Consider the following 26,061-nt stretch of genomic DNA (forward strand, 5'->3'; position numbering starts at 1 on the left):
CAAGAATTGCGAGCCATTGACCGTCCGGATCGAATTTCAAAGGAGTTAGCATGACCGATGCCGACCCCAAGCCTAATGTCGTGCCGCTTTTCCGGGGATCAGACAATCGAAAATATGAGACCAGCGTCGAGCGGTTCGGCAAGCAGCAATTTCTTCATGTTCTTGCCTGTCACCGTCGCTGCCATTTGCACAATTCGTGTGTGATCGTCGCTCAAATGAAGGCTGCGTGGGCCACGAGGGACTATTTCCATCCCGCCTTCGATGTCTCGATCGGGTGCCGGACGGATCGAAAACTGGGCACAGGCTGAAAACGGATAAACCGTGAAGGCTTCCCGGCATTTTCATCTGTGCTGCACATCACGGAAGGACGCCAGGCAAATCGCTAAGGTCTCTTCATCGGACGAACGAAGGGTTCGCCGCAAACCTGAAGGAGACCCGAGCGATGATGGGGATTGCAACCACCACAATCATGACCCTCTCGCTGTGTGTCAGCGGCCCTTCCGGGCCCTGTCATCGGCAGGCCGAGGAACAGATGGTATTCAACGGCAATCAGATCGAGTGCGCTCTCTTTGGGCAGCAGGCGGTCAGCGAATACCTGAAGGCTCACATCAAGCGCCGGCTGCTCAAGTACAGATGCGAAAGCTCTGACAACAGGACCAGAATCGGGTCCATCTAGGCGATGTCGCCACGTGCCGATACGTCGGCAACGTGGGACATGTCCGACGATGGCCCTCATCTCGGCCCGATTGACAATGCCGGCACTCGGACGCCTGCGACAGCGAGGCCCCGACTGCCCGACTAGAGGGCGCCTTCATCGGTCATCGACGTCACTTCTGCGACGCGGCCCCTTGATACGAGGCACTTCCACGGCGCCTTTTGCGGCCCGACGCCCACCATCACCAGAGTATTGGCCTCGGAGAATTCGGAACTCGTCACCGAGACCGTGTTGCCGGTCTGGCTGGCAACGGCCGAGAGGCAGGCGGCTTCATCCTGCTGGCTGCCGCTGCGCATCGCGGGTGGGCTGGATGGCAGAGGGCTCGCCGTCTTGCCGCATTGAGCCGGAGAAACCGTGCTGACGGACTGATATCGGCCGTCGCCGGTCACGACCTCGGCGCATGTTCCCGACGTCGCGTTCCAATAATAGGACGTCAATCCCTTCTGCTCAGCGAGCGAATAGCCGCGCGATGTCAGCGCCATTTCGCCGGATGAGGCGCGGGCGCCCGTGAGATCGGTCAGTCCCGGAGAGGGGTTGATGAGGCTCGGCGCCTGAGACGTCGTTCCGGCATCCTGGCAGCCCGCCACGGCAACTGCGACGAGGAATGGCATCATTATCTTGTTCATCTTGGCCTCCTCCCATTTCTTATTTTATCATCAAATAAATATTGATGTTGCCGGGGTATTTGGACACAAAGTCGAAAGATCGTCCAATAAAATAGAGTCTTGATTGCTGAGTGAAGCTTGCCGAGCCGACGGCCGCAGCTTTGGCGCGGGCGATATCCGGTGCCCAAGCTCCGGCGTTAAACGCAAGTGGCGATCACTTTTCAGCGGCTGAAATCCGGGCGAATTTCCGGCAATGCGCATGCAGCAGAAATGCATTGAGGCCCATGCTGATGGCGGCGACGAGAAGCGCGCTGGCAAGCGACGGATCGCCGACAAAATGAAAGGCGATCAGGCACCACGGCAGCGACAGGAAATAGGCGAAAACGCCGGACAGCGGGTCCGGCTCCATGCCGAACGCCCCGGCCGCATTGAGCGGAACCAGCACAAGGGAGACGAGGCACAGCAGCAGATAAAGCCCCGTGAGAACCCGGCAGACAGACATCACCCATCCCCCGTTGTTGAGTTTTAGCTGTCAGAAGCAGGCAATCAATCGATCCAATCGACGTCCTCTGAGTGGCGTGTCCGGCTGCCGACCGACAAAGGCAGGCCCGGCAAGGAATTGCGAATGGCTTCTGGCGATAAGACTTTGCCTTGGCGATCAGGCGTTGCCCGTCACGTCGGGATCGAGGCAGCCGCGCCCGCTGGCCGAAAGGGCGTATCGATCCGGCTCTCGATCTGCCTGTCGATCTGTCTCAGCTTTTCAAAGCGGCTGAGGGGCGTATTCGGGACCGCCTTCGGATCATAGACGTAGCTCGCGAGCTCCGTGTACTTCACGCCCTTCTTCAGAAACGCGCTTTTCTTGTCGGCTTTGGAGGGAACCCCGAATTTCCGCCGCACGAGGATATAGGTTCTCAGGAGAAGCGAGCGGAAGAACAGAGAGGTGGCAGTGGGATCGTTCCTGACGGCAACCAGCAGCGCCGCAAGCGCCGACCGATAGTTCCGGGCGGCAATGAAGCGGTCCAGGGCATAAAGCTGCGTCGCCCCTCTGGCCCGCCGAATGGCGTAGCCGTCGAGGAAAGGGGAGCTGGCAATGAATTTTTCGACGACGGCGGAAAGGCCTCTGGCCATCTTGCCGTGGTTCGACGACATGTTGCCGGGATAGTGGCGGTATCCGACCAGATGCTCGGCGAGACAGTCGATCTTGTATTTCTGCGCGATCCTGAGTTCGAAATCGAAGTCCTCGCAGCCGCCGATGCCCGCTGCGGCATAGGAGGGATCGAAGCCTCCGACCTCCCGGGCGACGAATGTGCGCACCAGCAGGCTGCTGCCATTGCCGATGTATTTGAGAACCAGATGAGACGCGAAGATATAGCCGCGCGCTATTCTGCGCAGATCCGGAGAGATACAGGTGCCATTGGCGTCGATCGTCCGCGATAGACTGTAAACTGCGGCCCAGTCGGGCGAGTGCCCCTCAAGAATGGCGACTTGTTTTTCGATTTTCGTCGGATGCCAAAGATCGTCCGCGTCAAGAAAGGCTATAAATTCTCCCTTGGCGCGCTCGATTCCATAGTTTCTGGCGGATGCAACCCCGCCGTTCTCTTTTTGAAAGACTTTGACTCGCGGATCTTCTTTGGATAAATTTTGGCATATTTGACGGGATGAGTCAGTGGATCCATCGTCAACTACGAGAATTTCCAGATTCTTGTGTGTTTGATTTAATGCACACTCAATGGTTTCTTTAATGAATTTCTCGCCGTTGTAGATAGGTATGACAACAGAGACGAGCTTATTGGTTAACAATTCGGCGCCTTCATTGCTTTGTTAAATTGGATGATTTCTAGCCGGATTCATCATTCGCATAATTTCTTGTTGATTTTAGTTTATATTGGAAATTAAATGACGTCTAGTATTTTATGTTTTGCCCTCGGGGTGTATCCATCATGAAGAAAATTCTAATTGCGGGTGGCGCGGGATTTATCGGATCGCACCTTTGCGACAGATTGCTCGATCGTGACGATGTCGAGAAATGCGTGGTCGTCGACAACCTGTGGACAGGTCTGAAGGAGAATTTGGACCACATTCGGGATCCGCGGTTCGTTTTCAAGAAGAGCGACATCGAGACCTTTCGCACGTCCGAACGCTTTGACGAGGTGTATCACCTGGCTTCGCCGGCCTCGCCGCCCTGGTATATGGCCGAGCCGAAGCGCACGATTTCGGCCAATCTGATGGGGGCTTTTCGCCTTCTGGACCTTCTGGTCGACAATGGACGCTTCTGCTTCACGTCCACCTCCGAGGTCTACGGCGACCCGCTCGTGTCGCCGCAGCCGGAAAGCTATCGCGGCTCCGTCGACTGCACGGGCCCCCGTTCCTCTTATGACGAGAGCAAGCGCTGCACCGAGGCGCTGCTGTTCGAGATGCAGAGGACGAAGGGGCTGGATGTTCGCGTCGTCCGGCTCTTCAACGTCTACGGCCCCCGTACGCGTCGCGATGACGGTCGGGCCGTGTCGAACTTCCTGACGCAGGCGCTGTCCGGGCAGCCCATCACGGTCTACGGCACCGGCGACCAGTCTCGCAGCTGGGGCTATGTCGATGACATCGTCGACGGGCTGGAGCGCTTTTTCTGGCGCTCGCCTCACGACTACCGGGGCCCGCTGAATGTCGGCAACGAGCGCGAGATTTCCGTTCTCGACGTCGCCAAATACGTCTCGTCGCTGACGGGCGGCACGCCGATCGTTCACAAGCCGCCGGTGCCTCAGGACCCGACCAACCGCCGACCCGACCTCACGATTGCCCGGCGCGTGTTGCCCGGCTGGGAGTGCAAGGTTCCTTACGAGGAAGGCGTGAGGCGGACGCTGGACTGGTTTCAGGAGGGGTGGAAGCCGTCAGCCGTCGCCTGAGAGGGGGGCTGCCGGCTGATGTCTGCAGGCTGCCGGCTATCGCGTCGATCGCGGTTGGACCGTCTTGCCGTTGATCTTGCTCGTGATCTTGCCCGTGATCTTGATGGCGCCCGTGCGAGCCAGCCAGAGCACCAGGCGCCAGTTGTGCTGCAGGCCCTTCCAGAATGACGCGATCGAGGGAAGAACTGTCCTGCGCGAGCAAAGGCCCGAGAGAATGGCGCTGGCAAGCTGGTCGCCGTAATAGCGATCGAGATTGACGCGCCCTTTCCGGAGGGCCTCCTCGAGAGAGGGCTGTCCCTGGACGTGGGGCCGCTGCCTGTCGAGGACCACGTGACCCACTTTCAGCATGCGCAGGCTGTTGCGGCTCATGCTGGTGCCGTGGCGGCGGTAGTTGCCGGCAATCGAGGAGTAGCACGCCACGGGGTGCGCCCGTGCGAGCTTGAGATAGACGTCGTGGTCTTCCCAGGAGGTGAGGCTCGTGTCGAAACCGCCGACTTCTTTCAGGGGACTCGCCCGGTAAAGAACCGCGCCGGGCATGACGATGTGGTTTCCGGTCAGCAGTCCCCCGTAGGTTTGGCCCGTGGGATTGACCGGATGCTCGTGGATAAGGGTGAGGGCCTCGTCGACTTCCCGGTAGCCGCCATAGGCGAAGGCGGCCTCGGGATTGGCCTGGAGGCAGGCAAGGCCGAGGGCGATGGTTTCCGGTTCCAGCGTATCGTCGGCATCGAGGAACAGGATATGGTCGCACGTCGTGATCGCCAGCCCGGCATTGCGCGCCGCCGAAACGCCGCCATTCGCCTGCCGGTGATAGCGGACCTGGGGATAGGCGGCGGCCACCTCCGCCGTGTTGTCGGGAGAGCCATCGTCGACGACAATGATCTCATCGGGAGGGCGGGTCTGGTTGAGGGCGCTTTCGATCGCCTGGGACAGGAAACGGGCCTGATTGTAGCAGGGGATGGCGACTGCCACGCGCGGCGTCGGCAAAGGCTCAGACACTATCGACGCTCCCCGCTGCGATCAGAGGTACGCAAAAGGGGGCGAAGTTGAAACCGCTGGCGATTGGTTTGTCCTTGCCGAGGCATGTCGCCGGTCCCGGCATCTCGGGCAGACGCGAAGGAACCCCGGTCTCTCGTTCGGCAACCGCTGTGCTTGCGCGTCGGCGGAAAACTCGGATGGGAAACTTGAAAATCACGACCTCGCGCCCCGGAAGACGTCTTTTCGTCACATGAATACCCTTAAAGTCATGATTAAGGATTTCGCATTTCAAACTATAGTAAATGACTGCAATTGTCAGTGTGGATTTTGTTATCCCTTTGACGATAGAGACTAAAGTTGATAAAGCAAGGCGCAATAAACAGAAATGTTTAGCGCCGTTCGGAAGGGTGCCGATCTTGGATGTTGCGGTTGAAGAGAAGCAGGAGGCGTCCCCCGCTTTGCCGCATGAAACGCTGATCACAGCCGGAAACTTGCCCCTGCGGACGATCTTCGGCGAGCTCTTCGGCTATCGCGACCTCGTCCGCTTCTTCATCCGCCGCGACCTGAAGGTCCGCTACCGCCAGACCTTCCTTGGTGTCGCCTGGATTGTCGTCCAGCCCTTCGTGTCCCTGGTCCTGTTCACGGTCGTGTTCGGGCGTCTCGCCGGCATGCCTTCGGACGGGCTCCGCTACGAGGTCTTCGCCATCTCCGGCCTCGTGATCTGGACCTTTTTCGCCAATGGCCTGACGAATTCCGCCAACAGCGTGGTCAACAACGCTGCTCTCGTCAGCAAGGTCTATTTCCCCCGGCTGGCGATCCCCATCGCCGCCATCCTGTCCGGCCTGGTCGATCTCCTGATCGCGTCCGGCTTCATGCTCGCCGTGCTGGTCTATTACGGCGTCGACTTCTCGATGCGGTTTTTGCTAATTGTCCCGCTGACGGGGCTCGCGATTGTGGCGACTTTCGGGGTCGGGTTCATCCTTTCCGGCCTCAACGTTCTTTACCGCGATGTGCGGCATCTCGTTCCCTTCCTCACCCAGGCCTGGTTTTTCGCCACGCCGGTGGTCTATCCGCTCAGCCTTTTTCCCGAAGGTGCGAGGCCCTTCATGGCCCTCAATCCGATGGTCGGGGTGCTCGAGGGCTTCCGCTGGGCGGTGGGCGCGTCCAGCGATCCCTGGTCCGCCATCGGGCTTTCATGCCTGTCGGCCTCCGTTCTCGCCATTCTGGGTGTCCTGACGTTCACGAAGGCGGAAAGGCGGTTCGCCGATGTCATCTAGCCGCCCCGGGAATGCAGACGGCGAGATCGCCATCGAGGTCCGGTCCGTCTCGAAATCCTATCGGCTCGGATCCAACACGAGCCTCTACGACACGCTGGCGGCCCTTGGCCCCGCGATCGCCAGGATGGCGAAGCACAGTCTCGGCATTGCGCCGGCCTCGCGCGAGACATTCATGGCGCTGCGCGACGTTTCCTTCTCCGTCAACCACGGTGAGATCGTCGGTCTTGTCGGCAACAACGGCGCCGGCAAGAGCACGCTTCTCAAGATCATCTCCCGCATCACGCCGCCGACAAGCGGCTCGATCCGCATTTCCGGCCGCGTCGGCTCGCTGCTCGATGTCGGCACGGGGTTCCATCCCGATCTCAGCGGCCGGGACAACATCTTCCTGAACGGCGCCATCCTCGGCATGAGCCGGCACGACATCGTTCGTCATTTCGACGAGATCGTGGACTTCGCGGGGGTCGAATCCTTCATCGATACGCCGGTAAAGCGCTATTCGAGCGGCATGTACATGCGCCTTGCCTTCGCCGTCGCCGCGCATCTCGACAGTGAGATCCTGCTGGTCGACGAGGTTCTGGCGGTGGGCGACGTCAACTTCCAGAACAAATGCATGGATCGCATGTCCAGCATTTCCAAGAGCGGGCGGACCATTCTCTTCGTCAGCCACAATCTCAGTGCCGTCCAGTCCATGTGCCACCGGGTCGTCTGGTTCGACCGGGGGCATATCGCGGCCGACGGACCGCCGCACAAGGTGCTCGATGCCTACCTGAAAAATGCCGCGGGAGAGGAAGGGCAGGCGCACCGGTTCTGGCCGGACAAGGACCAGGCGCCGGGCGATGAATCCTTCTCCGTAAGGCGGTGCGCCGTCATCCCGGAGGGCGGCGTCGCGGGCGATCCGGTCAGCATTGGTTCGCCCTTCGACATCGAGATCGAATACTGGAATGGCACGCCCGACGCCGATCTCAATGTCACCTGGTTGATCCACAATTCCGAAGGCATCATGCTTTTCAACGCCGGCAACTGGAAGATCAGTCCGCGTCGGCGCGTCGGGTACTACGTCGAGCGTTGCCGCGTACCCGCCGATTTCATGAATGACGGAACCTATTTCCTGACGCTTGAGATCATCAAGTCCGGAGCGGTATTCAAGCAGTTCCCGAGGATCCTGCGGTGCGAACTGCTCGACAGCGACAACGGTCGAAACGGCTGGTACGGGGAATGGCATGGCGCCATGCGTCCACGCCTGGCCTGGGACGTGGAAGAACGTGGCGACGATGTCTCACGGGAGGCCGACCGGCACCATGAGCGTTCCTGAGGGGTATTCTATCCATAGGGTCGACCTGGACGCGGCGGTCGAACCCGTCGCTGTCGAAAGCAATCGCAAGGGCGTTGCACTCGAAGTCTTCCGTGGTCCGCGCCCGGTCGGTTTCCTCATGGCGGCACATCCGGCAGGCACCGTTCTGTCTGCGGAAGCGATCAGCGACTGGATCCGCCGTGACATTCCCGAGGAATGGTCCTCGCAGCCGATAAGTCGGCAAACGAACATCGGCCCGATGCCGACGGTGACCATCGTCATCTGCACCAAGGACCATCCGGACCTTCTGAAGCGCTGTCTTGAAGGCATCGGCCGCCTTGTTGTCGCGCCGGAAGACCCAAGGCCCGAGATCCTCGTCATCGACAATGCCTCGTCCACGGATGAGACCCGCCGGGTGGCGGAGGCCTTCGAGGGCGTCCGCTGCGTCCGCGAGGAGAAGAAGGGCCTGAACTTCGCGCGCAACCGAGCCCTCAAGGAAGCGCGGGGCGAAATCCTTGCCTTTATCGATGACGACGCCGTTCCCGATATCCACTGGCTCGGCGGTCTCCGGCAGGCCTGGTCGCTGCAGCCCGAAGCCGGCGCATTCGCGGGCCAGACGCTGCCCTATTGCCTCGATACCGAAGCCCAGGTTCTCGTGGAATCGATCGGCGGATTTCGCAAGGGGTTCCTGCCGATCGTCTTCGGACGGCAATACGCGCCCCAGCCGCTCTACCCCGTGGCGACCATCTTCGGCAACGGCTGCAACATGGCCTTCCGCGTTGACGTGATGCGGGCGCTCGGCGGCTTCGACACGGCGCTCGACATGGGCGCGGCCCTGCCGGGCGGCGGCGATCTCGACGCGCTCTACCGGGTTGCGCGCAACGGCCACGACGTCGTCTACGAACCGCAGATGCTCATGCGGCACGAACACCGGCCCGACATGGCTGGCCTGCGCCGGCAGGTGCGCAAGAGCTGGGGCATGGGCTGCATGGCCTTTCTGGTGAAGATCCGCGACGACGATCCGGAAATGAGCGACAAGGCCCGTCTCTTCATCCACTGGTGGATGCGCTCGATGATCGCGCAGCTTCGGCCGTTCTCGAAGGCCAAGCTGGAAATGCCCTGGAGATTGATGCTTCTCCAGTTCATCGGAGCCGCCACCGCGCTGACCGGAACCTACCGCCGCAGCCAGAAACTGGCTGCCGAGATCGCGGCGGCGACCGGCGGGAACGGCGACTGATGACGGCGTCCGCGGCCGGTGAGGCGTCGCCTCTCGTTTCCTGCATGATGATTTTCTTCAACGCCGAGCGTTTCATTGGCGAGGCGCTTTCGAGCATCGAGGCCCAGACCTACGGCAACTGGGAACTGGTCATCGTCGACGATGGGTCGACCGACGCGAGCCGCGCCATTGTCGAGGACTTCACGCGGCGTCATTCCGGTCGCGTCCGGCTGCTGGAGCATGAAGACCGGCAGAACCGCGGCAAGAGCGTCTCGCGCAACCTCGCCGTCGCGTCGGCCTCGGGCGCCTATGTCGCGATGCTCGATGCGGACGATGCCTGGCTGCCGCACAAGCTCGCCGAGCAGGTGTCGTTCATGAACGACCGGCCCGATGTCGCGATGCTCTATGGCCCGGTGTCCTTTTGGTATTCCTGGACCGGCCGCCCGCGCGACAGTCTTTGCCGCCACGTCTCGCGCCTTGGTGTCGAGCCCGGCCGGACCTACGATCCCGACCTGCTTCTGACCCGATTGCTCCGCTCCACCGTGTCGGGTTACGAGAGCACCTCGCCCTATCCCTCCGCCGTCATGGTCCGGCGTGAAATCTTCGAGGAAGCCGGGGGATTTGACGACGATTTCCGGCTTCTCTTCGACGACACGGTCTTCTTCGTCAAAGCCTTCCTGAAATGCCGGGTCTTCGTCTCCGACAAGATCTGGGCGCTCTATCGCGTCCATCCGGACGAGACCTATTCGCCAAGCTACGAAACGGCCATGCAGAAGGGCGAATGGACGGCGGACGGCCTGAGCGCGCCGACGCGCCGGTTCCTGGAACGGGCCGTGTCCTATATCCGGGCCGTCGGCGGCGTGAGCCTCGGCCTGAGGCTCACGGTCATCTTCGTCATGCTGCGGTATACCCATCCGCGTCTTCTGCCCGTCCTTGAACTGTCGCTGTCGATCCACCGCACCGCGAAGGGCTGGATGAGCCGTCTTCGCAGGCTGACGGGACACCGTTCGGGCGAGGGCATGCCGGGCTCGCTCGACGGGGCGATACTGGCGGGAACGCAGCCGCTCTTCCCGCGCGAGGGGAACCGGGGCAAGGCTCTCGACCGCATCTTCGCGCTCGACTTCTGCCGCTCCTGGAGCGAGAGAATCCGGGGCGACGTGCTGGAATTCGGCGACGACGCAAAGGCAAGACAGTTCGGGAGGGATGCTTCGTCGATCCGCATCGCACCGATGGACGGCATCCCCGCCATGTTGGACGGCAGCGCCTCGATGGCGCAGCGGACGTTCGACTGCATCATCGCCATCGACGTCATCCAGTATCAGCCCGACGTTCGGGCGTTTCTTGAAGGTGTGACAGGATTGCTCAAACCGGGCGGTTCGCTCCTCGTCTCTTTCCCCGGACTGTTGCCCCTGCTGGAGGGGCAGGGCGACCTCTGGCGCTTCACACCTGACGGCGTTCGCCGGCTTCTGGCGAAGGTCTGTCCGGGCGCCGACATCGAGATCGTCACATACGGCAACGCCGCGACGGCCGCCGGCATCCAGCACGGCCTCGGAGAACGCGACTTCGGCCCGGAGCTGCTTCAGGCGAGCGACCTGACGCGGGCTGTCATGATTATGGCGCGCATCACCAAGGCCGATTGAAATCGTCCTTGCCGGGGGCGGGAGGGCCGCGAAGGATCAGCTGGCCTGCGCCAGTTCTCCCTCGGCGGGCATCTCCAGCATCGCGCGCACATGATCCGGCAGGTCGATACCCGGCTTGTCGTGGGCCGCGAGCGTCGGGATGAGCTGGTCTTCCTGTTCGCGGAAGAGGAAGCTCGTGATCGCATCGACCACCCTCGGCACGCCGAAGCGGTGGCAACTGATCGAGACGGCCGCCATCGCGCCCATGCTGAGGGCGGCAAGGGCGTTGAAGGCGAAGATGCGGTTGAGCCCCGGAGCGGTTCCCGGTTCGCGTTCCGTGAACTGGTAATGGTGGTTGAGATAGGGAAAGCGCAGCCGGTCCGGGCTCGGGTCTTCGGGCGGCGGCACGAAGCGGTCTTTCCAGAGCGCGGCCTTCTCGGCGATCTTCTTGAGTTCCGGCCGCCGCATCATGTCGACGCAAACGCCCGTGGCGGCAAAGACGTGGTCGAAGGCGAAATCCCCCTTCGGCGTCGTCACGCAAACCTTGCCGTCCTCGAAGCGGACACTCTGCCACGGCGCCCCCGCACACATGCGGAAATTGGGGTAGGAGACGGCCTTGTGGAAATGATGCTCGGCCGGTGACTGGCTGAGGCCGCTGAGGAATTTGGCAAGGCCCCACTTCGTGGCGTCCGAAAGCTCGTGGCCGTGGTTGAGCTGGCCGGCGGTCTCGATCTCGCGGGCAACGTCAATCATCGGAAGCGACGGCCGCCGCATGCACATGGTCACCGACCGTGCGCCGGCCGCGAGCGCCGCCACCGAGACGTCGAAGCCTGCCGCGCCCGCGCCGAGAATGCCGATATCGAGCCCCTTCAGCCGGTTCGCATCGAAGACATCGCAGGAATGGTTGTAGTGCGATTTGGGCAGGTTGTCGGAGATGATGGAGGGCGTCGTCCAAGCCCCGCCGCCGTCCATGCCGGTGGCAAGGATCGCAAGCCGCGCGCGGATCTGCCGGCCGTCGGCCGTCGTCAGCGTGACGCCGCCCGCGTCATAGTCGATGTTCGTCACCTGCACGTCGTTTTCGATCGGGAGATCCGCGATCTCGCGGTACCAGCGCAGATAGTCCATCCAGTCGCGGCGCGGCACGCGCTTGATCGCCTTCCAGGCCTCCTTGCCGTGCCGGGTCTCGTAGAAACTCTGGATCGTCATGCTTGGCAGGCCGAGGTCGGCGCCCATGACTTCCTTCGGCGACCGGATCTCGTAATTCCGCGCGAAGGTGTCCCAGACACCTTCGTAGCCGGCGGGGTTGCGGTCGAGGATCAGGATATTGGTGACGCCGCGACGTTTCAGGGCATGACCGACGACGAGGCCCGACTGTCCGGCGCCGATGACGACGACGTCGGGGATGCGCTCGCCATCGCGGCTTTGCGGGATCACCCAGGGCTTGGTCGCAAAGGACAGCATGGCCAGTTCTTCGCGGGCCCGCTGTGCCAGGTCGTCAAGGCGTTCCTGTTCGCTCGTCAATCGCTCAATCCTCGTCAAGGGAGGGCGGGTGAACCTGCGGCCGTCAGGACGATGGCCGGTCTTTCAGCATCATCCTGGACGGTGCCGAGCGTCGCTCGCCAATTGTCCATGGCATCATTCTCCCCGGTGGCGGTGAGCTGAGAAAGCGGCGAATGTTCATCGGGGCGTTGCCGAACGGGAACGTCGTCGAGCGCGCCCGGCAGTTTACGGCACGCAGTGTCCTGAGCGCGAGAACCGGCCCGGCGTCAGGCGCGCCGGGTCGACCGGTCGTCCGTGTCGAGCCCCGCGACCTCGTCCACATGGGCGCGGAAGTCGGGCAGGGCCGCCTTCAGCCGTTCCTGGAGCACGGCGCCGGACACCGGCAGCGTCCGCTGCGGCTTGGCGAAGATCGAAAGCGCCGGCAGCTTGATCTGCGGATCGACCAGCGGCAGGAAGCGGATGCGTCCGCTCGCGAGCGAGGCGAGCACGCCGACTGGTGTGCGGATGCCGACCCCGAGGCCCGATTCCACGAAATTGGTGATGACGTCCGGCGCGTTGGTCTCGATCAGCCGGGTGTCGGGTTGGCTGGCACGAAGGTGGGCGCCATAGCCGGTGTCGCCACCGATACCGTCCTCGGCCTGGATGAGATGCTGGTCGGCAAGGTCGGCGAGCCGCACTTCCCGGCGCGCCGCGATCGGGTTGTCCGGGTGGGCGATGATGCCGACGGGCATTTCCATCTGCGCCGCGATGGTGACGTCCGGCCGCGTCGGCGGCGCCATGGCCATGCCGATGTCAGTAAGGCCCTCGGCGACCTGGTGCAGGATCTCGCGGCTGGACGCGATCTCGACCGTGTAGGTCACGCGCGGAAATTCCGCATGGAAGGCGGCAAGGATGCCGGGCAGGAAGTCGCGCCCGATGCCGTCCTCGCAGGCGATCCGCACATGTCCGCGTCTCAGGCCCTTGAGATCGTCGATCTGGGAGATGGCGCTGTTGAGGTCGCGTTCGAGGCGCAGGATGTAGTGGTAGAGCACCTCGCCCGCCGCCGTAAGCCGGACGCCCTCGGCCATGCGGTCGAAGAGCTTGCACTGAAGCTGGTCTTCCAGCTTCAGGATCTGCCGGCTGACGGCGGAGGGAACGACATTGAGCTGTTCCGCCGCCTGCCGGATGGAGCCGGTGCGCACCGTCTCGCCGAAATAGCGCAGGGCGACGAGATGGACATGGACGAAACTGGACTTCATGACCGCGCTCCGACCGCGCGTGCGGTCCGGTTTTCGGAAAGGGGGTGGTGGTGCATGCGACGATGTCCCGGGACGCTCGATTCGCTGCGGCAATGTTCCGGGCGATAATGTCCCCCGGCGGGCGTTGCCGCAATGGCAACGCTCCGGTCGTCAGGCAACTTCGCGGGCATCGGCACCATACGGCCGGTAGACGAGGTGAGGGCGAACCTCCTGCTGCAAGAGCGCCATCGTTCGCCGCACATGGGCAGGATCCATGCGGGGAAGCTGGATCATCGCGTCGAGCCGGTCGAGGCCCGTGACGGCGAGATGGGCGTTGAGTTCCTCGATGACCTCGTCGGGCGTGCCGGCGATGAAATGGATCGCCTCCAGCATCTCCTCGCGGCTGCGCGGAACCTCGGGGATCAGGCCGCGCTGCACCGCGAGCTTGTAGTAGCCGCCCTTGCTCATCAGGTCGAAATAGAGGTCGGCCGCCTCCGCGCAGTCTTCGATGGCCTGCTGCCGGGTCGGCGCGAGAAAGACGATGCGAACGCCGCGCGTCTCGCCCTTGCCGCCAAGCTTGCGGTAGAGGCGGATGTAGTCGGCCTGCGTTTCGCCGGGTTCGGCCTGCCCGACGACCAGATTGACCCCGGTCCGGGCGAGGTGGGCGAGGGTCGTCTCGTCGCGCGCCGCAGCAAAGAGCCGCGTCCTGAGGTCGACAGGCGAGGTCGGGCTGAGCGGCAAAAGGCCCGTTTCGGGATCGTCGGAAAGGACCGCCAGCAACTCGTCGAGCAGCCTGCGGAATATCTCGCCCTTTTCTTCCGCGCTGCGGCTGTCGTTATGCTGGGCGCCGAGGCCGATGCCGAAATCCACCCGACCGTCCAGCAGCAGGCTGAGGAGGCTCATTTCCTCCGCGGTCCTGAGTGCTGTCGTGGTGGAGAGCACCCGCACGCCGGTGCCGAGCGCGATCCGATTCGTCTTCGCGCCGGCATAGGCGAGGAAGACTTCGGTGGCCGGGATACGGCCCCAGAAGGGCGCATCGTCGCGGCGGTGGTGATGCTGCCCGACCCAGGCGCTGTCGAAGCCGAGATCCTCGGCAATCCGGATCGCGTCGAGCGTGAGACCGACGGACGTGGCGTCGCTCATTTCCGGCGCAGCCCAGCCCTGGTCCATCACGCCGAATTTCGGTCGCTCCGAAGTCATCGGTGCCTCCTTGGGTCTTGTTGTGATCGGAGTGTATGTCGGTCGTGCCTGCCCGCCACCTTCAGCCGGCCGGGGCGTTGCGCCGCCAGGGCATGAGCCGTTGCTCGGCAAGGACCACGGCGCCGTAGACGAGCAGGCTCATGGCCATGGCCGTCAGCGCGGACGCCCAGAGTTCCGGGATCTGGTAGCGCGTGCCGTAGAGGACGATGAGGTAGCCGAGCCCCCGGTCGGAAGCGAGCCATTCGGCAACGAGGGCGGTGACCACCGTGCCGCAGGCCGAAAGCTTCAGCGCGTTGAACATGAAGGGGATCGCCGCCGGAAGGCGCACGATGAAGAGCCGCTGCATGGCGGAGGCCGAGAGCGTGTAGAGCAGTTCGTTGACTTCCGCGTCGGCACTTCGAAGGCCGCGCAGCGCGTTCACCAGCATCGGGAAATAGGCGATGAAGGTGGTGATGACGATCTTCGGCTCCACGCCGTTTCCGAGCCAGAGGATGAGCACGGGCAGGATAGCGATGAAGGGCACCGCCTCCGCGCCGACGGCGACCGGATAGATCATCCGCCGGGCCAGCGAGGAATGGACGAAGACGATCGCGATCACGAGACCGAGCAGATTGCCGAGCACAAAACCGACGAGCGCCTCCATCAGCGTCACCAGCATGTTCGCGCCGATCTCCGGGCCCGCCGTGAAGAAGGCGGCCGCGATCGCTGTCGGCGAGGCAAGGATCAGGTTCGAGACATGGCCGCCGACGGTCACATATTGCCAGAAGGCGAGAAGGGCGATGAGCGGCAGCAACGGCAGGCCATAGCGCCGCAAAGTCAGGCGCACATCGACCGGCTCCCGGGCGGCGGCGGCTTTTTGCGGGCGGGCGACCAGGAGGCTCATTGGCCCATCTCCGGCGCGTGCGCGGTGTAGCGGGAAAGCCTGTGTTCGGCGAGATGGACGAGCCCGAGCAGCGTCAGCGTCATCGCGGCGGCCGTGAAGATTGCCGCCCACATCAGCGGCAGGCGGAAATATTGCCCGGACACGACCACGAGATAGCCGAGCCCGGCATTGGCGCCGATCCACTCGCTGACAAGCGCGGAAATGAAGGCGGACGAGGCGCTGACCTTCAGGGCGGCGAAGAGATAGGGCATCGCCGCGGGAAACTCGATCATCCGGAGGCGCTGCAGGGGCGAGGCAGAAAAGGTGTGCAGCATTTCGTAATAGTCGGCATCGGCCGACTTCAACCCCCGGATCATGTTGAGGAAGGTCGGGAAATAGACGCTGAAGGAGACGATGCCGATGATCGGTGCGATCCCCCGCCCGAGCACCACCACGAAGACCGGGGTGAAGACGATGATCGGAATCGCCCGGCTCGCAAGGGCGTAGGGGTAGAACATGTCTTTCAGCGGCTGCGAGAAGCCCAGCAGGCAGGCGGCGAGCACGGCGGCGATGTTGCCGATGACGAAGCCGGACAGCGCCTCGCTTCCCGTCGCGATCGCATGGCGCAGGAGAACGTGGCCCTGCGTCACGAAGACTTCGCCGACCGCCGCCGGGCCTGGCAGGACGAAGGCCGGGATGAGGCCATAGGCGGAAAGCAGGGCCCAGAGCGCGACGAGGCCGGCAAGGAAGGCAACGGGCGGCAGGACGGCGAGAAGCGGACGCAGCATGGATCCCGAGAATGAAAAGCGCCAGAGCGGCTGGGTCGCGCGGGCCGGGACGGTGCCGACGGCTTCGGTCATGAGAAAATTCCTGATGGGACAAGGTCTTGAGACGCCGTGCCGGGCAGGGATTCCGGCACGGCGCTCCCGGGCGCTCAGTGCTTGGTCGGCTTGACCATTTCGAGGATTTCGGTCGTCAGGAACGTCGACGGATCGAGTACCGAGGAGGTCAGTTCGGCCGTCTGGGCGTTCTTGACCGCTTCCTTCCAGACATCGAAGTCGATCCAGAGCAGGCCCTTTTCCTTGGTCAGCGGCGAGGTCATGTAGGCGATCTGGTGCGTCGCCTGATAGGTCTGCTGCTCGATGTTGAGGCCGTCGTTGAAGCCGCCGTTGACCATGAACTCGGCCGCCTTCTCGGGATTGTCGATGTAGAAGTCCCAGGCCTTCATCTCGCCCGTCATGTAGGCGGCAAGCAGCGTCTTGTTTTCCGGATCGGCGAGGAAGTCCTTGGTCACGACCCAGACGTCGTTCTGCGAGGGCATGCCCCAGTCGCCAACCGGCATCACGTTCACCGGCACGCCGGCCTGCTCGATGAGGTAGGGCTCGTTGAAGGCGAAGGTGGTGAACATGCAGTCGACCTTGCCGGCGATGATCTGCGCGATGTCGCTGGTGCCGATGGCGGTCGTCTCCATGTCGGAGCGCGAGAGGTTGTTCTTGGCGAGGAAGAAGTCCGCAACCACCTGGGCGTTCTGCTTGATGGCGAGCTTCTTGCCCTTCAGCATCGACGGTTCGGTGATGCCGGAATCCTTGCGGCAGGTCATCGCCTGCGGCGACGTCTGGTATTCGGCCGCGATGATCATCAGCGGCGCGCCCTTGTCGATGGCGGCCATCGCTGAACTCGCGTCGGCCATGCCGATCTGCGCGATCCCGGAGGCGACCATCTGGATCTGGTCGATGCCCTGTCCGCCCGGGATGAGCTTCACGTCGAGCCCGGCTTCCTCGAAGAAGCCCTTGTCCTTGGCATAGAAGCCGGCGAAGCTTTCCATGTTCGGCACATAGGGCAGCACCACCGTCAGGGGCTTCAGGTCCGCGGCGCTCGCGGGGCCAGCTGCGGCAAGGCCGAGGGCCGCGATCCCGGCGCAACGGGCAAGCGTGGACGGCCAAGAACGGAAGAGGGACATCATACTGGGCAACTCCTGGTCGGGGAGGTGGGAGGGCTTCAGGCGGAAAGTCTTTGCGACGGCAGGACCCGCGTGTCGGGCGTGCCGTGGAGGGCATGGCGAAGATCGCTCTCGTAGGCGGTGAAGCGCGGATCGTCGCGCATTTCGGCGGTGCGCTCGTGGCCGAAGTCGATGTCGACGATTCGGGAAATCCGGCCCGGCCGGGGCGTCATCACCGCCACCTTGTCGGACAGGATGATCGCCTCGCTGATCGAGTGGGTGACGAGCAGCAGCGTCGCGGAGGTCTCTTTCAGGATCTGCAGGAGTTCGAAGTTGAGCTTCTCGCGGGTGATCTCGTCGAGCGCGCCGAAGGGCTCGTCCATCAGCAGGAACTGCGGACGCAAGGTGAGGGCGCGGGCAATCGCGGCGCGCTGGCGCATGCCGCCGGAAAGCTCGGACGGATAGGCTCGCTCGAAGCCGGCAAGGCCGACAAGGTCGATCGCTTCCTGTGCCGCCTTGCGCCGTTCGGAGACCGGCGCACGCGCGACTTCGAGGCCGAGCGCGACATTGTCGATGATCGTGCGCCAGGGCAGCATGGTCGACTGCTGCGAGACGAGGGCGAAGGTGCGGTTGGCGCGCGCTTCGGCAGGCGAAACGCCGTGCAGCAGCGCCTCGCCATGGGTCGGCTTGACGATGTCGGCGAAGATGCGAAGCAGGGTGGACTTGCCGCAGCCTGACGCCCCGATCAGCGACATCCATCCGCCGCGCCGGATCGCGAGGTTGCAGTCCTCCAGCGCCACGGTTTCCTGCGCTCCCCGGCGGTAGACCATCCCGAGACGATCGGCTTTCAGGCCGAAGTCGTCCTGTCCTGCGCTCATTGGCGATCTCCTCGGGATCGGCGTCCTCGCCGGTCCCCATCCACGAAAAGCCATGGCGCACGCGCGCCGACCTCTGCGAACGTCCGGCCGTCCGTCCGGAATATTCGCTTCGCCTAATTTATGAGCATTTTCTTGGGGCGTTTAAATCGTAGGCATAACTACGGAGGGTGACAAGGCGACAATTGTCGCTGACCCTGTTGCCGGGATGGCAACGCTCGCCCGGCCTTGGGTTCAAAAAACAAACGAGGGACGCTGCCGGCCCGCGCGGATAGCGGCTGGCTTGCGGGAAAGGTGTGCCCTCGAACGATTTTTATGGACGGGAGTGTTGCCTTGGCGGCAACAGGATCGGGTCAAGCCCGGTAAGCTGCGGCTTTTGCGTCGCTTCCCGCCGCCGTCAGGGCCAGGGCGCGGCGGCGATAGCTGTTGCGTTTCTTTGCCGAGGCCCTAACGTTCGGGAAAATTGCCCCACCCCACGACGAAGTTCATGGAGATCGTCGCATGGCAGAAAGCCTCACGACCGAGCGGCACGCCGACCTCGATCCCATCATGTCGGAGATGCTCACCTACGGGTCCGAATTCGCCAAGACCTACGCCAACCACGCGCCCATGGTGCTGGTGGCGCTGGAACGGATCGGCGGCTCGACGGACCGGCTTCACGACTTCTTCGATCATTATCGCGACTACAAGAAATTGCTGCCCTTCGGCTCGATCGGCGAGCCGGTGACGGCCGGCAATTGGGAAACGGCCATCGGCGAGCGGAGCCGGGAACCGGACCTGCGCATCTTCTTTGCCAGCGAAATTGCCGCCCATGGCGTTGAAAAGACGCTGTACGCCTATCTGCCGCGGCTTGCGCCGGGTGTCGGCGCCAGCGCTTTCCATGCCCTGATGCGCCTTGCCTATGCGCTGATCCGCGAGGACGAGACGGACGTGGCCGTCGCGCTCGCCTACTGGACCGCGACCTATCTGGAAATGCCGCCCGCGACCGGCGCGGCCTCGATCACCGACGATCCGGCCGAGGTTCTTGCCCGCGTCTCGGACATCAAGGCCCTGCACGGCCAGCCGATCCTGGAACTTCTCTGGCAGAACATGGACCAGGCCGGCCGCACGCCGGACTTCGTGCCCGTCGTCGACTGGCTGGATATCGGCCCCGACACGACGCGCAGGATGGCGCTCGCCTCCATCGCCCTCTTCGCCGCGACGCAGGAATTTGCAGCGCTCCATGCCGTCACCGGCGTGCACTGGCTGCGGATCGTCATGCCTTATTGCCCGACGCCGGATGTGATGCTGCGCCATTTCTGGCAATGCATCGCCTCGCTGCTGGGCGAGATGCGCTTTCCCGCGCTGCCGGATGCCGAAACGCTGGAGCGCTGGCGCCAGTTGCCGGTGCCCTCCTGGGAAGCGATCAAGGCGGCGGCCGCCAAGTCCTACGACGAGCACGACATTTCCATCGCCTTTTCCGCCAGCGAGGAGATGAAGGTCTACGGCGATCCGCTCTATCAACTGGCCGCCGCCCGCCGGGTTGGCCTCATCCCGGATTACACATGACAGTCAAGGACAGTTGCATCGTCGAGGCCGGCACCCTTCTCGTTGGGGTGGGGCCGGACGGCGCCATGGAACGACGCTACGATGTCGGTATCCGCGTTCATGAAGGCCTGATCGCCCAGGTCGGCGCGATCGAGGCGGTGGCCTATGGCAACGACCATCTGCCGCGCTACGGCTCGCGCGGCATGATCGCCATGCCGGGACTCGTCAACGGCCACCACCATTTCGGCCTGACGCCGCTGATGATGGGCGTGCCCTTCGCGCCGCTGGAACTCTGGCTGCCGCGCTTTCGCGCCATGCGCCAGATCGGCAACCGGCTCGATACGCTCTATTCGGCCATCGAGATGCTGGAAAGCGGCACGACGACGGTTCACCATATCCAGAGCGGCCTGACCGGAACGCCCGACAACTGGCACGCCATCACGTCCGATATTCTCGGCGCTTACGACGAGATCGGCATGCGCGCCGGCTATTCCTTCATGATGCGCGACCAGAATATCCTTGCCTACGAGGACGACGCCAAGGTGCTGGCGGCGCTGCCGGAAAAGGTGCGCGACTGGCTCGCGCCGAAGCTCGGCGCGGCGGCAACGCCGACCGCCGACTACATGGATTTCTTCCGCGCGATCCGCTCCGGATGGGCGGAGACGAGCCCGGACGGCGTGCGCGTCAATCTCGCGCCCGCCAATCTCCACTGGTGCTCCGACGAGAGCCTGCAACTCATGTCGCAGACCGCGCGCGAGGCCGGCGCCTCGATCCACATGCACCTTGTGGAGACCGAGCGGCAGGCCGAATACGCGCTGAAGAAATTCGGCCACACCGCCGTCCAGCACCTTCAAAAGCTCGAATGCCTCGGTCCGGAGGTCACGCTCGGCCACGGCAACTGGATGACGCCGGAAGACCTTGACATCATCGCCGGCTGCGGCTGCACCATGTGTCACAACGCCAGTTCCGGCTTGCGGCTAGGCAGCGGCATTGCGCCGGTCAACGAGATGCGGGCGCGCCAGATCCCCGTCGCCCTCGGCATCGACCAGTCGAACCTTGCCGACGACCGCGACATGACTTTGGAAATGAAGCTCGTCTGGGCGCTCCATCGCGAGACGGGCCTGTTCAACGACCGGCCCGATGCCGCCGCCGTCCTGCAGATGGCGACCGAGCATGGCGCTAAAAGCGCCGGTTTCGGCGGTCTCGTCGGCCGGGTCGAACCGGGCCTCAAGGCCGACATCGTGCTGATGGACGAGAAGGCGATGGCCCGGCCCTTCGTCAGCAAGCGCACGCCGGTCGAGGAGACGGTGCTGCACCGGGGCGGGCGCCATGCCATCGACAAGGTCTTCGTCGGCGGCAGGCTCGTCGTCGATGGCGGCAAGGTGATTTCCATCGACCGCGAGGCCGTCATGGCAGAAGTCGCGGCGAGGCTCGAGGCGCCCGAGACTGCGGCCGAGGCAGCCGACTGGGAGATGGTGAATGCGATGATGCCGCATCTGGAAGCCTTCCACCGCGACCATCCGCTGGTGGGCGAACGGCGGCCCTATCGCTTTAACCGAATTACACCCTGAGTCCGGCCAAGCCTTGACAAGCCGCGCCTGCAGTTCGAGCATGATGGATGCAACGGAGGCAGGTGATGGCCATGCGCACGTCAGTCTTGCTCGCTGGAGCGGCGATCCTTCTCGCGCCGCTCACCGGGGCCCTCGCCCAGGAAAGCTACTCGTCGAAGGACGTTGTCGATTTCTTCGTCAAGGAGAAGGAACTCGGGGCCGCTCGGGCGGTCTGCATCGGCACCGCCGAGGAATGCGCGAAGGCGCAGCCCGCCAAGCCGGCGACCTTCGACCTTCGCGTCACTTTCGATCTCGACTCCGATCAACTCACCAGTGATGCGAAGACCCAGCTCAAGGCCTTCGCCGATGCGCTCCGTGACGATCGGCTGGCAAAGCTCAAGTTCATGGTCGAGGGCTTTACCGACGCGACGGGAACGGAAACCTACAACATGGACCTTTCCGTGCGCCGGGCGAATGCCGTCGTCAGCTTCCTGAAAGCCGAGGGTGTCGAGAGCGACCGGCTGAAACCGATGGGCTTCGGCGAGGCCCGGCCGCGCGCCGAGGATCCGTTTGATCCCAGCAACCGGCGGGTGGAGACACGCCTTGCGGAATAGCGCGGCTGTCGCTCACGGAGCGAATTTCAGGTAGGCGGCCTCCCAGTGCGCGTCGCTGCCGGATGCCGTCATGGCATCCTGAAGGGCAGGAACGACGGAATCGGCAGAGCCCTTCAGGGCGGCCGCGTCGAAGTCGACCGAGTCCGAGGTCGACAGCAGCAGCAGGATCAGCGGAACGGCCTTGGCCGATGCACCGCCGGAAAGATCGATCCGGAAGGTCGCGGCGTCATTGGCCTGTGCCTCGAGCAGGTGTGTCAGATCATGCGCGGCGCCATCTTCGTCGACGAGGATCAGATGCAGCCTGGTGCCGTAGAGGCCCTGCACCTTGCCGCTCAGCGGCTGGCGGCTGGAAACGACATCGCTGTCGAGCTTCAGCGACAGCGCGCCATTCGCCCGGTCCGCATGCTGGCTCAGAAAATCGACGAGCGGGCACTGCGCCTCGCTCACCAGACGCATGCCGATGTTCGGCTCGACACCCGTGACCTGCAAGACATCGTCGTTGAGGCGGGCGGCCGGATCGATTGCCGCCCCGAAGGCCTCGATGGTCGAGGCATCGACCGAAGCGCGGGTCACGCGGGCGTAGAAGCAGGGATCTTGCACCTGCCCCACCACATCGAAGACGGTCGACGGAAGCGGGATCGCGGCGACATCCGTCCCGGCCGTCGCCTCCGGCGAAGACGTTCCCGCATCCGTGGCGGCAGGCTCGGCCTTCGGTGTTGCCGGAGCCCCGGATGACGGATCTGGCTCCGAGGTCGCATCGGCGGACAGGGTCGTCCCGGGCGGCGGTGAGGTGGCCTGCGTATCCGTTGTTGGGGATTCTGGCGTCGTCGGCGTCTCCGGTTGTCCCGCGACCATGGCGCTGCCGGCCGTCCCGGAGGGCGCATTACCCTCTGCATCCGGCTCCGGCGCTTTGGTCGGCTGGCTGTCGGGTTCAGCCGACGCCAGTTGATCTCCATTCGGCGGGGCCGGCGAAGTCTGGCCCGCCTCTTCAGCCGAGCTGGCGTCCGGTGCGGACCCGGCGCTGTCGATTCCGAGTGTCTGGACGATTTCGTCGGCGAGCGGGACCCCGGGCGCCGCATCGGCCGCTTGATCCGCCAGCGCCGCGGTGTTTGCCGCGTCCTGCACCGCGGGCGTGCTGTCTGTCGCGGTATCATTGGAAGCCGGTTCAGGCGGAGACTGATTGTCGGAGGTCAGCGACGGCCGGTTCGCAGCGCCGCCATTTTCGCCCCCGGTATAGGCCATCTCCTGAGGCGAGGGATCGGCAGTGAGCAGATCGCTTTGGATGGCGTGATAGGTGCTGACAACACCCGCAACGACGATGAGGCTGATCACGGCCAGGATCGTTCCAATCCGCGCGCCGGACCAGGCCGCCGGCGGTTCACCGGAAAAGGACGCACCGCCAGCGGCGTCGGCAATGCTCACCCGTTCGCGAAGATCGGGCGGGATCTCGGTCGCCTCGATGCGACTGCCGAACGCGGATGAGCGGGCCTGCGACGCTGAATTGCCGCCGCGCCAACTGCCGCCGACCGGACCTTCCGCGATCTCCGTGCGTTCCAGCGGCGATGAGGAAGAGGACGACGCTGCCGTGGGATGCCCCGCATCGCCGGGAAGGCCCGTCGTCTCGGGCAGCGGCCCCATGTCCGTCAGCGCCTCGACGACCTCGGCCATGCCCGCCGGCCGGTCACCGGGCTTCGGTTGCAGCATCCGGGTCAGCAGCGGGCGCATCGTCTCGTCGATTCCGGCAAGATCGGGCACCGCGAGCCGGCGCTCGATCAGTTCGGCGTGGGTTTCGCCCATGTCGATCGCCTCGCCGCGCAGCATGGCCGCAACAACGAGCCCGAGGCTGTAGAGGTCGGATTGCGGCGTCACCTCGCCGCCGGCAAGCCCGAGCTGTTCCGGCGAGGCATAGCTGTAGCGGCCGGCAAAGGCCCCCTCCAGCACCGTGCCGCCCTTGACCTGGCTGGCGCGGGCAATCCCGAAATCGATGATTTTTGCCGCCTCGACCCGGTTGTCCGGCAGGATGATGTTGTCGGGCGACATGTCGCGGTGGACGATGCCGATGGCATGCGCCGAGGCAAGGCCGCCGGCAACGCGCAAGGCCACCTGCCGCGCGTCGCCGGTCGAGAGCGGGCCGGCCGCGACCCGGTCCGACAGCGACACGCCGTCGACGAATTCCATCGCGAAATAGGGCAGGGAACGCGTCGGGTCGACCGCGAACATGTAGTAGCGCACGATCGCCGGATGCGTGAACTGGTGGAGCAGCATCGCCTCGCGGCGAAAGAGCGCGAGATGGGCCTCGTTCGCTGCGAACTCCGGCAGGATCGTTTTGATCGCGACCGTTTCGCCGGAGTGGATGTTGTGACCGCGAAAAACGGTCCCCATCCCGCCTTCGGCGATCTTCGCGTCGATCCTGTAGACGCCGTTGAGTTCGGTCCCGATCATCTGAAGCTCCCTGCCACCCCTTGGCGAAGGCAACGGGGATCATGGCACAAGATACGGGAGAGACGAAGGCAGGCGTCCTTGCCAATTTGCCTCAGACGATCAGCGTGTCGACCGCGCCGACACCCTCGACGATGCCGTGGAGCCTCTCGCCGCGCTCCACCGCCCCGACACCTTCCGGCGTGCCGGTGAAAATGAGATCGCCCGGCTCCAGCCGCACGAGGGCCGAAAGATGGGCGATGATTTCCGGGATCGACCAGATCATCCGGTCGATGTTGGAAGACTGGCGCCTTTCGCCGTTGACGGTGAGTTCGATCCGCCCGGAAGCGGGGTGGCCGATCTGGGTCGCCGGTACGAGTTCGCCCATCGGCGCGGACATGTCGAACCCCTTGGACATGTCCCAAGGCCGGGCCGTCTTCTTGGCTTCCGCCTGCATGTCGCGCCGCGTGAGGTCAATGCCGACGCCATAGCCCCAGACGTGATCGAGCGCATCCGCCTCCGCGATGTCCGCACCGCCCGTCCCGATCGCGGCGACGAGTTCGAGCTCGAAGTGGAGAGACGCCGTCTTCGTCGGATACCGGGTATCCGCGCCGCCGGTGACGATGGCGTCGCCCGGCTTGGTGAAGAAGAACGGCGGCTCGCGGTCGGGATCGGAGCCCATTTCCCGCGCGTGTTCGGCATAGTTGCGCCCGACGCAGAAGATCCGGCGGACAGGAAACAGTCCGCCGCCCTTGACGGGAACGGCGGGGGCGGGGAAGGGGGAAATCACGAAGTCGGCCATGTCGCGGGTCCGCCATTGCGTAAGAACGGTTGGATGAAGCGTTTGCGTGATTCGCTCATGAATGGAAGCGCTCTTGGTTGTGGCGCAGACATGCAATGCGTTAGCCTGCAAAGCTGTTCGTCAGCTTTATTCGGTTGTCCGAAAAGAGAAAAGGAGATGGGGAGATGGATCTGGGGCTGAAGGGGCGCAGGGCCTTGGTTCTTTCCTCCTCGCGCGGGCTCGGTCTGGGCGTTGCCGAGGCGCTTGCCGCCGAAGGCGCGGATGTCATGCTCTGCGGGCGCAGCGAAGCGGCGCTCGCCGAGGCGGCGAAAGCGATCAACGCACGCGGTGTCGGACGGGCGACCTGCCACGTCGCGGACCTTGCCAGCGAGGATTTTTCGGCCACCGTCGCCAGCGAAGCGCTGAACCGCTTCGACTGCGTCGATATCCTGGTCAACAACAGCGGCGGGCCGCCGCCGGGCACGGCCGCCGGGATGGATGTCTACATGCTGGAGCGCCAGGCGCAGATGATGGTCTTCCGCCTCATCGAACTCGCCGGCCTGCTTCTCCCAGCGATGCGGCAGGAAAAGTGGGGCCGCATCCTGACGATTGCCTCCTCCGGCGTCGTCCAGCCGATCCCCAATCTCGCGCTCTCCAACACGCTGAGATCCGCGCTCGTGGGCTGGACCAAGACGCTGGCAAGCGAGGTCGCCGCAGACGGCGTCACCTGCAACATGCTGCTGCCGGGCCGCATCCAGACCGACCGGGTCGACGAACTCGACGACGCGGCGGCAAAACGAACCGGCAAGCCGCTGGAGCACGTCAGGGCCGCCGCGCGCGCGGCGATCCCCGCCGGCCGCTACGGCACCGTGGAGGAGTTTGCCTCCGTCGCCGCCTTCCTGTGCAGCCAGCCGGCAAGCTATGTGACCGGGTCGGTGATCCGCTGCGATGGCGGAGCGATCAAGTCGGTCTGAACCGTCATC

General features: G+C 64.0%; 24 protein-coding genes. 11 read left to right on the plus strand and 13 right to left on the minus strand.

Annotated elements, in window-relative coordinates; translation table 11 throughout:
- Positions 1–50: 50 nt before the first annotated feature.
- Complete coding sequence (locus HDIA_RS25085) at positions 51–308, plus strand: hypothetical protein (protein WP_157775148.1); 258 nt, start codon at positions 51–53, stop codon at positions 306–308.
- A 134-nt stretch (positions 309–442) separates the two neighbouring features.
- Entirely contained in the window at positions 443–676 is a 234-nt protein-coding gene (locus tag HDIA_RS01810) for a hypothetical protein (RefSeq protein WP_099553819.1), read from the plus strand.
- A gap of 122 nt (positions 677–798) precedes the next feature.
- On the opposite strand, the gene HDIA_RS01815 is transcribed toward HDIA_RS01810, so the two are convergent.
- The 3 genes from HDIA_RS01815 to HDIA_RS01825 all read right to left on the minus strand — a co-directional run bounded on the left by HDIA_RS01815 (position 799) and on the right by HDIA_RS01825 (position 3,120).
- Positions 799–1,341 (minus strand): hypothetical protein, encoded by a 543-nt coding sequence (locus tag HDIA_RS01815; RefSeq protein WP_099553821.1) that lies wholly within the window; start codon positions 1,339–1,341, stop codon positions 799–801.
- Positions 1,342–1,534: 193 nt separating this feature from the next.
- Positions 1,535–1,822 carry an SCO4225 family membrane protein gene (locus tag HDIA_RS01820; protein ID WP_099553823.1) on the minus strand — a complete coding sequence of 96 codons (288 nt, stop codon included), beginning with the start codon at positions 1,820–1,822 and terminating at the stop codon, positions 1,535–1,537.
- A gap of 170 nt (positions 1,823–1,992) precedes the next feature.
- Positions 1,993–3,120, minus strand: coding sequence for a glycosyltransferase family 2 protein (locus tag HDIA_RS01825; RefSeq protein ID WP_099553825.1), 1,128 nt, complete (start codon positions 3,118–3,120; stop codon positions 1,993–1,995).
- A 140-nt stretch (positions 3,121–3,260) separates the two neighbouring features.
- Here HDIA_RS01825 and HDIA_RS01830 point away from each other — a divergent pair, with 140 nt between their 5' ends.
- Entirely contained in the window at positions 3,261–4,217 is a 957-nt protein-coding gene (locus HDIA_RS01830; RefSeq protein ID WP_099558654.1) for an NAD-dependent epimerase/dehydratase family protein, read from the plus strand.
- Between the two features lie 36 nt (positions 4,218–4,253).
- Here the strand turns inward: HDIA_RS01830 and HDIA_RS01835 are convergent, their stop codons facing one another.
- On the minus strand, positions 4,254–5,213 hold the full coding sequence (locus HDIA_RS01835) for a glycosyltransferase family 2 protein (protein WP_157775151.1): 960 nt from the start codon (positions 5,211–5,213) through the stop codon (positions 4,254–4,256).
- A 395-nt stretch (positions 5,214–5,608) separates the two neighbouring features.
- On the opposite strand from HDIA_RS01835, the gene HDIA_RS01840 reads away from it, so the two are divergent.
- Genes HDIA_RS01840 through HDIA_RS01855 form a run of 4 tightly spaced genes read left to right on the plus strand, consistent with a single transcriptional unit; the run spans position 5,609 to position 10,616 of the window.
- Positions 5,609–6,469: an ABC transporter permease gene (locus HDIA_RS01840; RefSeq protein ID WP_157775154.1), complete on the plus strand. Its 861-nt coding sequence runs from the start codon at positions 5,609–5,611 to the stop codon at positions 6,467–6,469.
- A complete protein-coding gene (locus HDIA_RS01845) occupies positions 6,459–7,781 on the plus strand; it encodes an ABC transporter ATP-binding protein (RefSeq protein ID WP_197708083.1) in 1,323 nt (440 codons plus the stop codon). The genes HDIA_RS01840 and HDIA_RS01845 overlap by 11 nt, the downstream gene beginning before the upstream one ends.
- Positions 7,768–8,997, plus strand: a complete 1,230-nt coding sequence (locus tag HDIA_RS01850; protein ID WP_157775157.1) for a glycosyltransferase family 2 protein — start codon at positions 7,768–7,770, stop codon at positions 8,995–8,997. Before HDIA_RS01845 ends, HDIA_RS01850 begins: the two co-directional genes overlap by 14 nt.
- Positions 8,997–10,616, plus strand: coding sequence for a glycosyltransferase (locus HDIA_RS01855; protein WP_099553833.1), 1,620 nt, complete (start codon positions 8,997–8,999; stop codon positions 10,614–10,616). Before HDIA_RS01850 ends, HDIA_RS01855 begins: the two co-directional genes overlap by 1 nt.
- A 36-nt stretch (positions 10,617–10,652) precedes the next feature.
- Here HDIA_RS01855 and HDIA_RS01860 read toward each other — a convergent pair whose 3' ends face one another.
- From HDIA_RS01860 to HDIA_RS01890, 7 genes are all read right to left on the minus strand, one after another.
- Positions 10,653–12,116 carry an NAD(P)-binding domain-containing protein gene (locus HDIA_RS01860; RefSeq protein WP_245884117.1) on the minus strand — a complete coding sequence of 488 codons (1,464 nt, stop codon included), beginning with the start codon at positions 12,114–12,116 and terminating at the stop codon, positions 10,653–10,655.
- A 245-nt stretch (positions 12,117–12,361) separates the two neighbouring features.
- A complete protein-coding gene (locus tag HDIA_RS01865) occupies positions 12,362–13,333 on the minus strand; it encodes a LysR family transcriptional regulator (protein ID WP_099553835.1) in 972 nt (323 codons plus the stop codon).
- Between the two features lie 150 nt (positions 13,334–13,483).
- Positions 13,484–14,512, minus strand: coding sequence for an LLM class flavin-dependent oxidoreductase (locus HDIA_RS01870; protein WP_099553837.1), 1,029 nt, complete (start codon positions 14,510–14,512; stop codon positions 13,484–13,486).
- A gap of 61 nt (positions 14,513–14,573) precedes the next feature.
- Complete coding sequence (locus HDIA_RS01875; protein WP_099553839.1) at positions 14,574–15,395, minus strand: ABC transporter permease; 822 nt, start codon at positions 15,393–15,395, stop codon at positions 14,574–14,576.
- Positions 15,392–16,234 (minus strand): ABC transporter permease, encoded by an 843-nt coding sequence (locus tag HDIA_RS01880; protein WP_099553841.1) that lies wholly within the window; start codon positions 16,232–16,234, stop codon positions 15,392–15,394. Before HDIA_RS01880 ends, HDIA_RS01875 begins: the two co-directional genes overlap by 4 nt.
- A 74-nt stretch (positions 16,235–16,308) precedes the next feature.
- Positions 16,309–17,337, minus strand: a complete 1,029-nt coding sequence (locus tag HDIA_RS01885; protein WP_099553843.1) for an ABC transporter substrate-binding protein — start codon at positions 17,335–17,337, stop codon at positions 16,309–16,311.
- A 35-nt stretch (positions 17,338–17,372) separates the two neighbouring features.
- Positions 17,373–18,191 carry an ABC transporter ATP-binding protein gene (locus HDIA_RS01890; protein WP_099553845.1) on the minus strand — a complete coding sequence of 273 codons (819 nt, stop codon included), beginning with the start codon at positions 18,189–18,191 and terminating at the stop codon, positions 17,373–17,375.
- A 498-nt stretch (positions 18,192–18,689) separates the two neighbouring features.
- Here HDIA_RS01890 and HDIA_RS01895 point away from each other — a divergent pair, with 498 nt between their 5' ends.
- The 3 genes from HDIA_RS01895 to HDIA_RS01905 all read left to right on the plus strand — a co-directional run bounded on the left by HDIA_RS01895 (position 18,690) and on the right by HDIA_RS01905 (position 21,879).
- Positions 18,690–19,736 carry a questin oxidase family protein gene (locus HDIA_RS01895; RefSeq protein ID WP_245884119.1) on the plus strand — a complete coding sequence of 349 codons (1,047 nt, stop codon included), beginning with the start codon at positions 18,690–18,692 and terminating at the stop codon, positions 19,734–19,736.
- Complete coding sequence (locus HDIA_RS01900) at positions 19,733–21,286, plus strand: amidohydrolase family protein (protein WP_099553847.1); 1,554 nt, start codon at positions 19,733–19,735, stop codon at positions 21,284–21,286. Before HDIA_RS01895 ends, HDIA_RS01900 begins: the two co-directional genes overlap by 4 nt.
- A 71-nt stretch (positions 21,287–21,357) precedes the next feature.
- Positions 21,358–21,879: an OmpA family protein gene (locus HDIA_RS01905; protein WP_099558658.1), complete on the plus strand. Its 522-nt coding sequence runs from the start codon at positions 21,358–21,360 to the stop codon at positions 21,877–21,879.
- 12 nt (positions 21,880–21,891) lie between these two features.
- Here HDIA_RS01905 and HDIA_RS01910 read toward each other — a convergent pair whose 3' ends face one another.
- Together HDIA_RS01910 and HDIA_RS01915 are read right to left on the minus strand one after the other, a co-directional pair.
- Positions 21,892–24,321: a serine/threonine-protein kinase gene (locus tag HDIA_RS01910; protein ID WP_099553848.1), complete on the minus strand. Its 2,430-nt coding sequence runs from the start codon at positions 24,319–24,321 to the stop codon at positions 21,892–21,894.
- A 91-nt stretch (positions 24,322–24,412) separates the two neighbouring features.
- Positions 24,413–25,099, minus strand: a complete 687-nt coding sequence (locus HDIA_RS01915; RefSeq protein ID WP_099553850.1) for a fumarylacetoacetate hydrolase family protein — start codon at positions 25,097–25,099, stop codon at positions 24,413–24,415.
- Between the two features lie 164 nt (positions 25,100–25,263).
- Between HDIA_RS01915 and HDIA_RS01920 the strand changes: the two genes are divergently transcribed.
- Positions 25,264–26,052, plus strand: a complete 789-nt coding sequence (locus HDIA_RS01920; protein WP_099553852.1) for an SDR family oxidoreductase — start codon at positions 25,264–25,266, stop codon at positions 26,050–26,052.
- Positions 26,053–26,061 lie beyond the last annotated feature (9 nt).

Origin of the sequence: Hartmannibacter diazotrophicus (assembly GCF_900231165.1) — a bacterium.
GTDB lineage: Bacteria > Pseudomonadota > Alphaproteobacteria > Rhizobiales > Pleomorphomonadaceae > Hartmannibacter > Hartmannibacter diazotrophicus.

Coding starts and splice junctions, on each gene's coding strand:
- HDIA_RS01845 (WP_197708083.1), top strand. CDS start 6,459: ATGTCATCTAGCCGCCCCGGGAATGCAGACGGCGAGATCGCCATCGAG.
- HDIA_RS01920 (WP_099553852.1), top strand. CDS start 25,264: ATGGATCTGGGGCTGAAGGGGCGCAGGGCCTTGGTTCTTTCCTCCTCG.
- HDIA_RS01910 (WP_099553848.1), bottom strand. CDS start 24,321: ATGATCGGGACCGAACTCAACGGCGTCTACAGGATCGACGCGAAGATC.
- HDIA_RS01885 (WP_099553843.1), bottom strand. CDS start 17,337: ATGATGTCCCTCTTCCGTTCTTGGCCGTCCACGCTTGCCCGTTGCGCC.
- HDIA_RS01850 (WP_157775157.1), top strand. CDS start 7,768: ATGAGCGTTCCTGAGGGGTATTCTATCCATAGGGTCGACCTGGACGCG.
- HDIA_RS01895 (WP_245884119.1), top strand. CDS start 18,690: ATGGCAGAAAGCCTCACGACCGAGCGGCACGCCGACCTCGATCCCATC.
- HDIA_RS01890 (WP_099553845.1), bottom strand. CDS start 18,191: ATGAGCGCAGGACAGGACGACTTCGGCCTGAAAGCCGATCGTCTCGGG.
- HDIA_RS01815 (WP_099553821.1), bottom strand. CDS start 1,341: ATGAACAAGATAATGATGCCATTCCTCGTCGCAGTTGCCGTGGCGGGC.
- HDIA_RS01900 (WP_099553847.1), top strand. CDS start 19,733: ATGACAGTCAAGGACAGTTGCATCGTCGAGGCCGGCACCCTTCTCGTT.
- HDIA_RS25085 (WP_157775148.1), top strand. CDS start 51: ATGACCGATGCCGACCCCAAGCCTAATGTCGTGCCGCTTTTCCGGGGA.
- HDIA_RS01855 (WP_099553833.1), top strand. CDS start 8,997: ATGACGGCGTCCGCGGCCGGTGAGGCGTCGCCTCTCGTTTCCTGCATG.
- HDIA_RS01865 (WP_099553835.1), bottom strand. CDS start 13,333: ATGAAGTCCAGTTTCGTCCATGTCCATCTCGTCGCCCTGCGCTATTTC.
- HDIA_RS01870 (WP_099553837.1), bottom strand. CDS start 14,512: ATGACTTCGGAGCGACCGAAATTCGGCGTGATGGACCAGGGCTGGGCT.
- HDIA_RS01915 (WP_099553850.1), bottom strand. CDS start 25,099: ATGGCCGACTTCGTGATTTCCCCCTTCCCCGCCCCCGCCGTTCCCGTC.
- HDIA_RS01875 (WP_099553839.1), bottom strand. CDS start 15,395: ATGAGCCTCCTGGTCGCCCGCCCGCAAAAAGCCGCCGCCGCCCGGGAG.
- HDIA_RS01830 (WP_099558654.1), top strand. CDS start 3,261: ATGAAGAAAATTCTAATTGCGGGTGGCGCGGGATTTATCGGATCGCAC.
- HDIA_RS01905 (WP_099558658.1), top strand. CDS start 21,358: ATGCGCACGTCAGTCTTGCTCGCTGGAGCGGCGATCCTTCTCGCGCCG.
- HDIA_RS01810 (WP_099553819.1), top strand. CDS start 443: ATGATGGGGATTGCAACCACCACAATCATGACCCTCTCGCTGTGTGTC.
- HDIA_RS01820 (WP_099553823.1), bottom strand. CDS start 1,822: ATGTCTGTCTGCCGGGTTCTCACGGGGCTTTATCTGCTGCTGTGCCTC.
- HDIA_RS01880 (WP_099553841.1), bottom strand. CDS start 16,234: ATGACCGAAGCCGTCGGCACCGTCCCGGCCCGCGCGACCCAGCCGCTC.